The sequence below is a fragment of the Streptococcus sp. KHUD_016 genome (genome assembly GCF_051106465.1).
GTDB lineage: Bacteria > Bacillota > Bacilli > Lactobacillales > Streptococcaceae > Streptococcus.
The window spans coordinates 1,673,373-1,686,470 of record NZ_CP193663.1 but is presented as its reverse complement, the minus strand read 5'-3'; the positions used below and the strand labels follow the sequence as shown (position 1 = coordinate 1,686,470).

The following is a 13,098-nucleotide window of genomic DNA, read 5'->3' as shown; positions in this document are numbered from 1 at the left end:
AGAAATGAAGAAAGTACTACTAATAGTCGGATCTGTCCTGTTGGGTGTTCTGCTTCTATGGGGCTATCATAGCTATCAACAATCAGAGCAGGCCAAGCAAGAACGCCAAAAATATGAAAATATGGATTACTATACAGGAAAATGGGAAATTGATTCTTATGAATTTTTAGAAGATGGCAGGGGAGTGGCCGTGCATTGGAAGTCATTAAACCCTGACGAAGATAGACTATTTCAAAAATATAATCCTCTTTTTGGAGATAGCTTTGCAAGAACTAATGGCGCTTCTAATCAAAGGTATATTACTCGATTAAATATTAAAGTACAATCTGGTAACTTAGCTAGGAATCGACCCCAAGATGAATCTGACGGATACTTTACTCTTTCTATCTATCGAATACGGGATAGACGATTGGAGGAATCGAAAGTAGACCTCTATCAGTTGGTAGGAGACTACAATGAAAATTATTTTCCAGTATCAATAGGTGCTATTGTAGAAATAAATGGGAAAGATTATCTCCCTATAGCTGTTCATAATCCAGATTGGTATATTACTAAGAGAAAGCAGTTATGGTTAAATTTAGAAACCAAGCAAATTGATTGGGAAGACACAAAAGTACAACAGTATCCTGAAACTCCGTCGGTAGATCTAGGTTCTTCAAAAGAGAAATTGATAGAGATGACTATCTTACAAACTTACTATGATAGTCTTCGCCAAAATCAACTTTCCTTTCATCAAGATGTATTGAAGGGAAGTGTTTTGGAGACAGCTGCGCCTAAAGTTTATCAATTATTAAGTAAGCAAGATTCACAGTTTTTCCTTTTGATTGATTCTAAGTATGATTATGATAAGGTTTACGGAGATGTTCCACAGTTTCTTGATTTGTATCAGCTTTTTGTCCCAGCAAATACGAATCTTTACGAAGGATTGACGATTCCAGCCGAACTCAGTAAGGATGGTCAAGAGCATTCAGTCAATACCAAAGAAGAGTTTGACTTGTATTACGATGTTGCCAAAGACCGCGAACTAAACAAGCAACGCCGAATATTGGTTGACAAAGGAGAATAAGAGGTTCTAAATGAGTAACAATCAAAAAAAAATTGATTCGGATAACCTAAGCCGAGTGAATGGAGCTTTTAAAGATATGAGTGCAGAATTGCAGAATAATGCCTATGATCTGATAGACTCCTCTGCGACAGAACAAATTCAAAATGCGACTGATGAACTTAAAAAATTATCTTCGGAGATGGTGACAACAATTAGTTCTTTGGATGAGTTTCTAGGAGCAGTTGGTGAGGCTTTTCGAAGTGTAGATGCGAGTATGGCTCAGTCTATCGGTGATAATATGTATACGAAAGCACCTGAAACACGTGCAGAACGCAAAGAACGTTATATCCAAGGCGGAAAAGATTCCAAGGAACGCCACAATCGTAGAAAAATGGTTGAAATCGCAGAGAGTCAATATAACGATTTTCCATAATTACACAAATCACCTGAATTTATTTCAGGTGGTTTTCTTTTGTATTTCTCATCTTCTCACAGTATGGTTCATGTGGTATAATGAGACAAGGGTTGCTCCTCGTTTCAGACGAGTTTATGGATTTCAGGATAAGTTAGTAGGTGAGAAGAGTATTTCTGTCAGCCTCCTATACACCTGTTAACAACTGTCAAAAGTAAAAGGAGAGTGTAGATTGGTTTTATTAGTATTAGTGCTTTTGGGTTTGCTCATTCTAATCTTAAAAAGGAAACAGAAAACTGCTAAAAAATCTGAAGGAAAGGCCAAGAAAAGAAATTGGCTATTAATAGGTTGCTTATCCATAGTGATCCCAATGGTAATCTTCACAGTGTTCAGTCCGATTTTTTCTCTAATGGATATGTGGGGGCTGTTTGCCCATGCAAGTCAAACTGAGATTGAGCAAGCTGTGCATCGTTCTTATCAAAATTACGGTCTTACAGGACAGTTTGAGTTAGAAAAATACGAGAAAAACTATACAAGTGTGGGAGGATTTATAATCCATGGTACCTACAGTGAAAATATAGCCGGAAAAACCTATGAGGTTAAAACTCGATTTAAATACTATACTCGCTTTTCGGAAAATAAAACATATGGAAAGACAGATGCAGAGGTTGATTACAAAAATGGTAAAAAAATTTATGATGTTTTCCCAGAATTAGCCTATTTAGGGATTGAGGTTAGTCCAGGCACCAGCGAATTTTTAAAAACACTGGACAGTTCAATCAAAGATCCTAAACTGCCTGATTTGAAGTATCAAGGTATTGGTTTTGAATTTAATAACCAATCTGATAATATCTATCTTTATAATGAAATATTAGAGGAAAATCAAAGCAAGGGCCAAGCTCTGCAAGGAATGTATCCAATGGATGCTCAATATCTTTTCCAAAAAGAGATTTTTATACCGACATTTGAATTTCAGTATTTCGTTCCAAAAGAAAAAAGAGATCTCTTGTATGATGACTATCTAAAAGAGCTTGAAGCACTCATGAAGGAATTTTTTGCCAACCAACCCCTACCAAGAGGTCTTTATGCTGTAAAAATTGCTAAGTATAAAGAGGATAAACTTGTCAGTGATAGTGGTGTATACTATGTGAAGATTGAAAATCGTCAAGTTGTAAAGCTGTTGCAAAAATTAGAGTAGGAGTTGTTAGGGCTAGGTCAGTTTTTTGTTCATAATTTCCAGTTGTGTCTGTTAAAATTTGATTTTCCCAGTGGACAATCGTCCACTTTTTTTATATAATAAAACTAAACCAAATTGGTTGAGTTTTAGAGATGTAAGCTCAACCGTCGATTTGTTTTTCTAAGAGAGATATTCTCAATAAAACATCACACTAGGGGGTGAATCATGTACCAACCAGAAAAACTCAAAGCTCGGAGAAAAGAGTTAAAATTGACACAGAAGGAAATTGCAGAGGAATTAGGGATTAGTTTTCAGGCTTACTCGGCTTGGGAACGTGGAATTAAGGAACCATCCAAGGAGAAGGTTGCTCAGCTAGAGAATATTTTAAAGGTGGCAAAAGGCTATTTTACTCAGATCGAGATTGTTCGTCTCTACAATAGCCTCTCCAAGCAAGGGAAGGACAAGGTTGTGCTCTATGCTCGCAACCTGGCTCAAGAGGAACAAACACAGAAGGTGACGACCATGCCAGAGCGCCTCTACGAGTACCGTGTCTATGAACGCATGTCAGCAGGGATTGGGGCTTCGGTCTACGGTGACCAGAATTTTGATACGGTCTACTTTAACGAGGAGTTGGCCCATGATTTTGCATCTTGGGTATCTGGGGACTCTATGGAACCTAAATATCAAAATGGTTCAGTGGCTCTGATTCGGGAAACAGGATTTGACTATGATGGGGCAGTTTATGCAGTAGTTTGTAACAACCAGACCTATATCAAACGGGTTTATCGTGAGGAAGATGGCTTGCGTTTGGTCTCTATCAATCCTAAATACAAGGATATTTTCATCTCCTATGAGGAAGATCCTCGGATTGTGGGGATTATTGTTGGAAACTTTGTGCCGATGGAGGGCTAGCCTATGGGCTACTTTGATTATTCCAGAGAGCCCAAAAGTGACATTGCCTTTGTCGATATGAAATCTTTTTATGCCAGTGTTGAGTGTGTGAAAAGAGGCTTGCATCCGCTGAAGACCTCGCTTTGTGTCATGAGTCGCGCGGATAATTCTACTGGTCTTATCCTAGCTTCCTCTCCCATGTTCAAGAAGATTTTTGGCAAGTCCAATGTTGGCCGGGCCTATGATCTACCTTTTGATATCAAAACGCGCAAATTTTCTTATTGCAACGCTCGAAAGCAAGGCTTGCCTACTGACTCAGACTATGTTCGCTACATCGAAGATTGGGCCCAAGTCACCTTGATTGTCCCTCCTCGGATGGACGAGTACATCGCAGTCAATATGGAAATCCAGCGAATCTTTCAAAATTATGGCAGTCCAGATGATATTTATCCCTACTCTATCGATGAGGGCTTTATTGATCTGACTAGTTCGCTCAACTATTTCATCCCAGACAGGCAGATTTCTCGCAAAGACAAGCTGGATCTGCTTTCTGCCCGCATCCAGAGGGATATTTGGAGGCAGACAGGGATCTACTCTACGGTGGGTATGTCCAATGCCAATCCCTTACTGGCCAAGTTGGCCCTGGATAATGAGGCCAAGCACACTCCGACCATGAGGGCCAACTGGTCTTACCAGGATGTGGAAGAGAAGGTTTGGGCCATTCCCAAGATGACGGACTTTTGGGGGATTGGCAGGCGGATGGAGAAACGTTTGCATGCTCTGGGGATTTTTTCCATCAGAGAATTAGCTACAAGCAACCCAGACCAGCTACAGAAGGCTCTGGGTCAGACTGGCCTGCGTTTGTGGTTTCATGCTAACGGGATTGATGAGAGCAATGTTCACAGGCCCTATAAAGCCAAGTCCCAAGGGTTAGGAAATTCTCAAATCTTGCCGAGAGACTACGTGAAGCTACGGGATATTGAAATTATTCTCCGAGAAATGGCGGAGCAGGTGGCTATTAGGCTGAGAAGGGCGGGCAAGAAAACAACCCTTGTCTCTATCTATGTTGGTTTCTCTAAGCAGGAGGTCAGGCCGTCTATTCACACACAAATGAAGGTCGAACCGACCAATAATACAGCTATTTTAACAGACCACGTTTTGAAGCTATTTCATAACAAATACACTTCTGGAGCGGTCAGAAGTGTCGGAGTCAACTATTCAGGATTTGTGGACGAGTCCTTTGGCTTGATCTCCCTCTTTGATGATGTTGACAAGTTAGAAAAAGAAGAAAGGCTCCAGACGGCTATTGATGCCATTCGGGAACAATTTGGTTTTACCTCCCTCTTAAAGGCCAATGCACTGGAAGAAGCCTCTAGGAGTCTTGCCAGAAGCAAGCTGATTGGGGGGCATTCTGCTGGAGGATTAGATGGTTTAAAATGATTGATCGTTCTTATTTACCCTTTCAATCTGCGCGTGACTATCAAGATCCAGGGATGCAGAAGTGGATGGGCTTTTTCCTCTCAGAGCATACTAGTTCACTCGGTGAAGAGAAAAATCGGGTAGCTTTCTCGACGAGTCTGAATCCCGTTGAGAAGTTACTCTTGCTTTCGCAACTTTATGTCGGGCAACTGAAGGGATGCTTTGTGGTCAAGGAAAAGAAGCAGAAAACCACGATCATTGGTGAGGTAAGCGAATTATCACCTCAAACTCTATCTATTAGGACCAATGAGGGCTATAGGCTGGTAGAGGTAGTAGATGTCCTAGAAATTCGACTGTGGGAGGGGGGAGTGTATGACTAGAAAAGACTTGTATGAAAACAAACTGCAGATGGATTATTTTTCAGATAGTTATATCCGCTTTGAAGAGGATTTTCAAAAATACTCTGCTATGAATGTACCACTGACTTTTTTGATCGATGACATCCTACGCACTATGGCGATGAATCAGAAAAACTACTTTGTTTTAAACAAGGAAAACGCCAAGGATGGGCGGGAGCATCGCTTTTATTTTAGGGTGGTGACGGAAAAAGAGTGTCCCAGAAATCGAACCTATGCATATGCTGGACTCAAAAATAGTAGTCAGTGACTAGGTGTGGGAGAGGGAAGTCTGATTTAGGAAAGATGGCTGGTGAGCGTCAGAAAATCTCATGGTATTGGAATTCGAAACACCATCTTTTATCTGTGGAGTTCTTGCAGAAACTTATGATGGTAGTTCTGATGAGATAAGACAAGAGGGACTCTCTTTTTTGGATGAGCGTTTATTTGAAAACGTGGTTTGATTTGAGAACAGCTATCTTCAATGATCATCTTACTTTACAGAGTCATACCAAAATATCCATGTATATTTGTGGATGTTTTTTAATTTTACAGATAGAAAAAGAGAAGACCAAATGGTCTTCTCAACGGGGGAACTGAAATAATGGAAAAGAATCAATCAAAGAGGGTTATTAGTCTTTGAAATTCTTTTGGAAGATGAGGAGAGACAAGATAGAAGTAATGGCTGCCAAGAAGAGGAAGGCACTTGCTTCTTGTTCCCCAGTTGCAGGGAGTAGTCTTTCCTTGTCTTCTTTGACTGTAGCTGTAACAGGAGCTTTTTCATCTTTTGATGATGAATTATCTGTTACGACTGGCGCAGGTTTTTCAGTCTCTCTTGGTAGAACATACTCAGGAAGAGTCACAACTGGTGGCGCCTCTGTTCCAACTGAGCTTTGTTTGCTACCTACCTCAATCACTCGATCTTGAGCTGGTGTTGCTTCTGTTTGGAGAACCTTGCGATTGTCACCGTCCACTTCAACATACTCGACTAAGAGACCGTCTTTTCCTTCTGATAGAACTTGCTCTTTTCCTTTGTCTAATTGTGGGTTTTCGCGACGAATAGTCTTGAATGGTACGACCTTATTGACGATTTCCAAGCTTGGAAGTGTAAAGACAAGGTCTTTAACCCCTTCCTCAGGACTTGAAGAAGTAATTGGTTTCTCAGGTTGCGCTGGAGTTTCCGGTTGAGTCGGATTTTCAGGCTGAGCAGGTTTTTCAGGTTGAGCCGGTTTTTCAGGTTGCGCTGGAGTTTCCGGTTGAGCCGGTTTTTCAGGTTGCGCTGGAGTTTCCGGTTGAGTCGGCTTTTCAGGCTGAGCCGGTTTTTCCGGTTGCGCTGGAGTTTCCGGTTGAGTTGGTTGTTCCGGTTGAGCTGGCTTTTCAGGCTGAGCCGGAGTTTCCGGTTGAGTTGGTTTTTCAGGCTGAGCTGGTTTCTCAGGCTGAACTGGATTTTCAGGCTGAGCCGGTTTCTCAGGTTGAGTCGGATTTTCAGGCTGAACTGGTTTTTCAGGTTCAGCAGGTTTCTCAGGCTGAGCTGCTTCGAGCTTGCTGATTTGTTCGAGAGCAGTTTTTAGCGCTTGATTGACTGCTTCCTGAGTTTTAGCTTCTTGGATTGCAGCAATGGCTTGGTCAGCAATGGCTAACAATTGCTTCTTAGCTTCATTGTTGGATCCAAGTTCAGCGACTTTTTTCTTGATAGCTTTTGTCAAGCTGTCCATAGCCTTATCGTACTCAATTTCCGGTTGTTTTGGTTCAGCTGGTTGTTCAGGCTGGCCAGGTTTCTCAGGTTGAACTGGATTCTCAGGTTGAGTTGGTTTTTCAGGCTCAGCAGGTTTCTCAGGTTGAACTGGAGTTTCTGGTTGAGCTGGCTTTTCCGGTTCAGCAGGTTTCTCAGGCTGAGCCGCTTCGAGTTTGTTGATTTGTTCGAGAGCAGTTTCTAGCGCTTTATTGACTGCTTCCTGAGTTTTGGCTTCTTGGATTGCAGCAATGGCTTGGTCAGCAATTGCTAATAATTTCTTCTTAGCTTCCTTGTTGGATCCAAGCTCAGCGACTTTTTTCTCGATAGCTTTTGTCAAGCTGTCCATAGCCTTATCATACTCAATTTCCGGTTGTTTTGGTTCAGCTGGTTGATCAGGTTTAGAAGGTTCTTCAGGCTGTTCAGGTTGCTCTGGACTAGGTTCCTCTTGGCCTCTTTGATAGTTCTCGTCCTTGGATAGGATATCTTGTAGGGCACTGACTGTCAACATGACTTCTTGAACATCCACTGCATCAGCACTGAGTTGGTTTCTCAATTTTTCTAGATTTGCTTGGAAAGCTTGGCGTGCAGTAGCCGTATTTTTCAAGCCTGCTGGATCAAAGTTGGACAGATCGTCTTTCCATTTTGAGATAGACTGGATGATATCTGCCTTGCTGTAGAGTTCGCTACCTTCGCCACGAGTGATGAATTGGTCTACCTGGATACCGATATTTCGAGACAAATCGTTTCGATCAGGATCTAGTTGAAGGGTGACTGCGTGCAAGTTTTCGTCCAGACCTTTTAAGCTAACCAGAGTTTGATTGCCTTGGCGTTGGGCTGCATGACCGCTAAAGTATTTCTTACCATCAATAGTCGAAGCATTTCCCATGCCCTCTTGGTAAGGAACTTCTTTGCCGTCGAGGAATACCTTGTAGATACCATGATTTGGATCAACATAGCCCTTAATATCAAGTCCAGTACCGTAGAAGTAAGCTGTTACGGTTGTCTTTTTCTTTTGTTCATCAGTTAAGCGACCAAAGGAAGCCCAAGACTCCGTCTTTTGGTATTTATCTGCGGAATTGGTTTCATGGTTCCAGCCAGGACTGTAATCCAACTGACTAGCTTGGTCATCATAACTTGTTTGGTCCTTGATCAGCAATTCAGCTTTCATCACTTGGATGGTTGCATCTGTAGCGAAACCGAGCAGGGCACCATCAGTGACAGAAGTGAGCTTGGCTTTGAAGTCAAAGACAGAGTCGGCTTGTTCTGTAAAGTCAATCGTTGGGATGGTAACAGTCTTTTCTGTTTCTCCATCTTCAAAAGTCACATCTTGAGTTGTATCTTGGTAAACTTTACCGTGAACCCCAGTTCCAGGTTCTGTAATAAAGCGAACAGTAGCAGCCCCCTTGCTTCCACCAACACGCTTAATCTTAACAGTGACTGGTTTTCCTTTTTCGACTTCGTAGTTGGTAGACTCGAGTTCAAACATCCCCTTACTATCATTGTTTAGGGTGTAGATTCCTTCTGTAGCAATTGGTTCGCCTGTTTTATTTACAAGAGTAATAGTGTGTTGGCCTGGTGCTAAATCGCCTGTCTCAAAGACTTTTTGGCTGCGTTTACGGCTAGCATTCTTAGTTTGGACATCGGCAACCTTTTGACCATCAACGTAGACGGACATTTCTCCATGACCAGGATCGACTGTAGAGACGACATAGGCCTTGGTTCCTGTGAAGGTATAGCTTGCTTTGGCATCTTTTTGATTGGTCCACATAGAAGTACCACGAACCCCTTCAGATTCATTGTACCAAGTTGTTCCAGCTGTATCTGCCGTTGTGTTTGAGTGGTATTCCAGTCCAAGAGGGTAGCCATCTGTTTTTTCAATGCTGCTTGGTGTCTTGTAGACTGAGAAGTTGGTTAAGATTGGGGTTGCTTGAGCACCGGTGATGGTTACACGGATTTTTTGTGCTTCTACAGGCTTGCCTTGAACCAAGCGACGGTAACCAACGGTCGAACCTTCGCCGTATGTCACCCAGCGACCGTTGATTTCAACTTCAATCTTGAAACCAGAGATACGTTGACCTTTGGCGATGTCTTCTTTGAGTTCAACGACGTCAAAGCGTTTCTTTTGGCCCAAATCTACTGTAAAGCTACCAGTTGTGGCATCATTTGAGAGCGCCCAGCTGGTGTCATCTTTACCGTCTGTGAGGTGGCTTTCTTTGTAGAGGTGGTTTTGACGAGTAGAACTTGCTGTTACAGTTGCGCCTTTGGCAAAGTCAGTCGCATACATTTGATCTAGGGTTGCTTTGAATTCCTTCAAGCGAGCCACATCTGCATCTGCAAATTTTCCTTCTTTATTTGGTGGAATATTGAGAAGGAGTGGGGTTCCACGACCAACAGACTTGAAGTAGATATCCATCAACTCTTTGAGTGATTTCGGCTGTTGGTTGTCATGATAGAACCAGCCCGAACGGATCGAAACGTCAGCTTCCCCTACAGAGTACATATCACCATCTGGGTCACCATGGTTGAGGTATTCGTTTTTCACATCGTCTGTGATGTTGGCCCGTTTAACTTTATGCCAGACAGGGTCACCTGCGATACCCCGTTCATTTCCGATCCAGCGAACGCTTGTCGGTTGAGCAGAGAAGATGGCGATATCTCCTTCGGCTTCTTTGATGTATTTGAACCATTCATCGAAGGTATAGGTTACTTTTTGGGCACCGCTACCACGTGCACCGTCCATCCAAACCTCGATAAATTTCCCTTTGTTACCGTATTTCGGATTACCAAGGATTTCTTTCAGCTGGTTGAGATAGTATTGGTTGTATTCTTTTTCGGTTGCAACATGGTATTTTGGATGATTAGCATCCCATGGTGACAAGTAAACACCCATATTCATGTCATACTTGCTAGCGGACTTGGAAACTTCTTCGAGAAGGTCACCCTTACCATCTTTCCATGGGCTAGCAGCTACGGTATGGTTGGTGTATTTAGATGGGTAAGCAACGAATCCGTCGTGGTGTTTAACAACCATAATAGTTCGTTTGAAGCCCGTTTCCTTCAGAGTACGAATCCACTGGTCAGTATCCAAGTTGGTTGGATTGAAGTACCGGGGGTCTTCTTTCCCATTTCCCCATTCAGAATTGGTATAAGTGTTCATTCCATAGTGGATGAAGGCTGCCAATTCTTCCTTGTGGTAATCGAGTTGAGCCTTGCTTGGAAGAGGTCCATGATTGCCAATCTCGGTTTCTTTATCTTCTGGATGAGCGACTGGTGGAGTCGGTGTCGTTGGATTGGCTGTATCAGCGACTGGCTCGTATTCAAAGACGACCTCATTCACACCTTTATGCTGGATCCTTGCTTCCAGGCTGGTTTTGACTGGACGGTAGCCAGCAATGTCTTTTGCATGGAAGGTGTTGACAAAGGAAACGTCATACTCTTGACCTTCATTGTTATCAACTGTCGCTTCCGCTAGTTCAGTAGTGGTTCCTTTTTGACGGTAGTAAACTTTGAAGGAGCCTTTGTTGACTTTATAGACCACCTTGATGACACGTGTACCGGCAGGCGCTTTGCTGACAACATTGTAATCTTCAGTCCAAGTATCTTTTAGCTGTTTATTAACTGCTACGCCATCAATGGATACAATTTCGTATTTGTCTTTATTCTTCTGATAGAAGTCCGTCTTCTCAATTTCTTTTTTGAAATTATAGTCAAATGGCGAATCAACAGCTGTCTGTTCGATAAAGGTGTCATTATCTTTGACAGGATTTCCTTCTTCGTCTTCGTGTTGAATAACCACACGACCGTATTCAACTCCCTTGGTCAAGGTAGCAATCCCATCTTGGTTGAAGGAATATTCGTTGCTTCCGATAACAGCTGTTTCGTTCCGAAGCATACGTCCTTCATCGGTAAAGTAGTAACGATTTCCGTTATCACCTTGGTACCAGCCTTTCACACCATACTTGGCAATCATGTCCTTCACCCATTTCAGTTGTTCAGGTGAAAGGACGAGTCCGCCACCAAAGCGATCCTTTTCAGCCACACCATTGTCAACGGTTCCGTGTTGGTGAACCCCCAGAACTTTTCCTTGGCTATCGACAATCCCGCCACCAGACAAACCAGATACAGAAGTGGTTTTGTAGGTAATACCGGTTGTTCCCTTATCATCATAGGACTCAACAGATCGGATGGTCCCATCTGCCTTGTAAAGCTGACCAGCTAGGATAGGTTGTTTCAGTTCTTTGGAGCTCGAGTCAGTTGGGTAGCCAATCGTACTGATGGCTTCTCCCGGCTGATGTGTCTTGTGCTCCGCTAAAGGCGCAAAGGTTGCTGCTTTGTTTGGACTAGCAATCGGAAGAGGAATAGGAGCTTCTACAAGAGCAAGGTCATTCTTATAGCCTTTTCCAAACTCTTTCTTGTTCCAGAAATGTATGTCTTTTTCTCTGAATAAAACCGTAGTCCCAGAAGATGGCAGTGAGTTTTTCTTTTCGCTGTTTGAACCAACGTTATAGTAAAACTGGGCAGATTTTCCACCACGAATGTGACCTTCGCTAGTTTCTTTATTGGCTTCTAGGAAGTTATGAGCAACGGTAAGGATCAGGTTAGGTGCTACAAAGATACCTGAGCCTGAAACGAGGTAGCGTTGTTCCCCTGCGTTGTAAGTGCTGTAAACCATAGTAGCAGCAGTAGCAGGTTGTCCCTCGTAGTTGATGTGTTTGAGGTCTTGTCCACCGTTAATGATGGCACGATTTCCGTTCTCAGCTTCTTTTGGAGCTTCTTCCTTGTCCTTTAGAATGCTCTTAGTTTCTACTTTTGGACTAGCTTTTTGGTCAACGATAGTAGTCGTATCGAGTTCTTTGACAGGTGTGTCGGGATAGGCACGGTCCTGAATGTCTTCAGGGAGCAAGTCAGCACTGTTGGTATCGGCAACAGGTGTTTCTTGTTTTTCAGCTTCTACACGGCCTTCTTCTTTGACTGGTTCAACCTTGGTCTTTTCTATATCTGCGACTTGTTTCATTTGCTGATCTAAATTGGATGTTGTGGCAGGAGACGTTTCGTCTGCACGCACGGTTCCAGAAGCAAAAAATGCCAGTCCGACGATAACAGACGCCACACCTACAGTCAACTTCCGAATGCTAAATGTTTGCCCTTTTTCAAAAAGGTATCGATTCATAATATACTCCTAGTTTTTAGAAAGGCAGTCAGCTACTGCCCAAGCCCAAGTCTGACTTGGTTACAACTTGATTTAATGAAAAAACTCTCTGATAATTTGTAAGCCACCTTACCTCCTGTTTATAAAGCGCTTTCATTTTAAGATAAAAAAATTTAAAAGGTCATTTCTCCCTTAAAATGACTGAAAACTTTTAATATAACAAATATACTAAATTAATGAAAGAATTGCAATAGCAAAAAGCAAAAAAATAAATATAAATTAAAGAAAATCAGTTACTTTTTAAAGAAAAAACGCACCCTTCAGGGATCAAACTAAATGAAAGGATACGTTTTAAAAAGAAATTAGAGTATTTTTTGGAGAGACTCTTGGATGGTTTGGGGGTCTGTTTTGGAAGAGAAGCGCTCAAGGACTTGCCCATCTCGGCCAATGAGAAACTTAGCAAAATTCCATTCGATTCGTTTTCCTAGCGGGCCAGACTTCTGGTCTTTTAGCCAAACATAAAGAGGATCTGCCTCCTTGCCGTTGACTTTGATCTTGGCAAAGCGAGGGAAAGTGGTCTGGTAGTGTAGACTGCAGAAGCTATTGATTTCCTCTGCGCTGCCGGGTGCTTGTCCCATGAACTGATTGCAAGGGAAATCTAGGATTTCAAAGCCCTGATCTTGATAGCGTTCATAGAGTTCTTGAAGTCCCTGGTACTGGGGCGTTAAACCACATCCTGTAGCAGTGTTGACAATCAAGAGAACCTTGCCACGATAGCTCTCCAGGGGAGTTGCTTGGTTGTTTTGGTTCAGAGCGGAAAAATCATATACACTGGTCATGAGGGCCTCTTTTCTTTTTCTACATTGTAACAGTTT

9 protein-coding genes are annotated in these 13,098 nt (G+C 42.5%); 7 read left to right on the top strand and 2 right to left on the bottom strand.

The genetic code is table 11. The features are described 5' to 3' along the window. The first annotated feature begins 4 nt into the window (after positions 1 to 4). The 7 genes from ACORHV_RS08030 (at position 5) to ACORHV_RS08000 (ending at position 5,610) form a co-directional block, all read left to right on the top strand. Complete coding sequence (locus ACORHV_RS08030; protein WP_000756875.1) at positions 5 to 1,066, top strand: hypothetical protein; 1,062 nt, start codon at positions 5 to 7, stop codon at positions 1,064 to 1,066. 10 nt (positions 1,067 to 1,076) lie between these two features. Then, positions 1,077 to 1,478 carry a hypothetical protein gene (locus ACORHV_RS08025; RefSeq protein ID WP_000069808.1) on the top strand — a complete coding sequence of 134 codons (402 nt, stop codon included), beginning with the start codon at positions 1,077 to 1,079 and terminating at the stop codon, positions 1,476 to 1,478. Positions 1,479 to 1,689: 211 nt separating this feature from the next. Then, the gene (locus ACORHV_RS08020) at positions 1,690 to 2,655 is read left to right on the top strand and encodes a hypothetical protein (RefSeq protein ID WP_434398071.1); all 966 of its coding nucleotides are present in this window, start codon (positions 1,690 to 1,692) and stop codon (positions 2,653 to 2,655) included. 204 nt (positions 2,656 to 2,859) lie between these two features. Next, positions 2,860 to 3,546 (top strand): LexA family transcriptional regulator, encoded by a 687-nt coding sequence (locus ACORHV_RS08015; protein WP_084936754.1) that lies wholly within the window; start codon positions 2,860 to 2,862, stop codon positions 3,544 to 3,546. Between the two features lie 3 nt (positions 3,547 to 3,549). Beyond that, positions 3,550 to 4,965: a Y-family DNA polymerase gene (locus ACORHV_RS08010; protein WP_000540273.1), complete on the top strand. Its 1,416-nt coding sequence runs from the start codon at positions 3,550 to 3,552 to the stop codon at positions 4,963 to 4,965. Further along, the gene (locus ACORHV_RS08005; protein ID WP_000567207.1) at positions 4,962 to 5,324 is read left to right on the top strand and encodes a hypothetical protein; all 363 of its coding nucleotides are present in this window, start codon (positions 4,962 to 4,964) and stop codon (positions 5,322 to 5,324) included. Before ACORHV_RS08010 ends, ACORHV_RS08005 begins: the two co-directional genes overlap by 4 nt. Beyond that, positions 5,317 to 5,610 carry a DUF5960 family protein gene (locus ACORHV_RS08000; RefSeq protein ID WP_000196987.1) on the top strand — a complete coding sequence of 98 codons (294 nt, stop codon included), beginning with the start codon at positions 5,317 to 5,319 and terminating at the stop codon, positions 5,608 to 5,610. The genes ACORHV_RS08005 and ACORHV_RS08000 overlap by 8 nt, the downstream gene beginning before the upstream one ends. A gap of 361 nt (positions 5,611 to 5,971) precedes the next feature. Here the strand turns inward: ACORHV_RS08000 and ACORHV_RS07995 are convergent, their stop codons facing one another. Both ACORHV_RS07995 and ACORHV_RS07990 read right to left on the bottom strand, forming a co-directional pair. Next, on the bottom strand, positions 5,972 to 12,244 hold the full coding sequence (locus ACORHV_RS07995; protein WP_434398068.1) for an alpha-L-fucosidase: 6,273 nt from the start codon (positions 12,242 to 12,244) through the stop codon (positions 5,972 to 5,974). A gap of 341 nt (positions 12,245 to 12,585) precedes the next feature. Then, positions 12,586 to 13,062: a glutathione peroxidase gene (locus ACORHV_RS07990; protein ID WP_000205052.1), complete on the bottom strand. Its 477-nt coding sequence runs from the start codon at positions 13,060 to 13,062 to the stop codon at positions 12,586 to 12,588. Between the last annotated feature and the right edge of the window lie 36 nt (positions 13,063 to 13,098).

Coding starts and splice junctions, on each gene's coding strand:
- ACORHV_RS08030 (WP_000756875.1), top strand. CDS start 5: ATGAAGAAAGTACTACTAATAGTCGGATCTGTCCTGTTGGGTGTTCTG.
- ACORHV_RS08025 (WP_000069808.1), top strand. CDS start 1,077: ATGAGTAACAATCAAAAAAAAATTGATTCGGATAACCTAAGCCGAGTG.
- ACORHV_RS08015 (WP_084936754.1), top strand. CDS start 2,860: ATGTACCAACCAGAAAAACTCAAAGCTCGGAGAAAAGAGTTAAAATTG.
- ACORHV_RS08010 (WP_000540273.1), top strand. CDS start 3,550: ATGGGCTACTTTGATTATTCCAGAGAGCCCAAAAGTGACATTGCCTTT.
- ACORHV_RS08005 (WP_000567207.1), top strand. CDS start 4,962: ATGATTGATCGTTCTTATTTACCCTTTCAATCTGCGCGTGACTATCAA.
- ACORHV_RS08000 (WP_000196987.1), top strand. CDS start 5,317: ATGACTAGAAAAGACTTGTATGAAAACAAACTGCAGATGGATTATTTT.
- ACORHV_RS07995 (WP_434398068.1), bottom strand. CDS start 12,244: ATGAATCGATACCTTTTTGAAAAAGGGCAAACATTTAGCATTCGGAAG.
- ACORHV_RS07990 (WP_000205052.1), bottom strand. CDS start 13,062: ATGACCAGTGTATATGATTTTTCCGCTCTGAACCAAAACAACCAAGCA.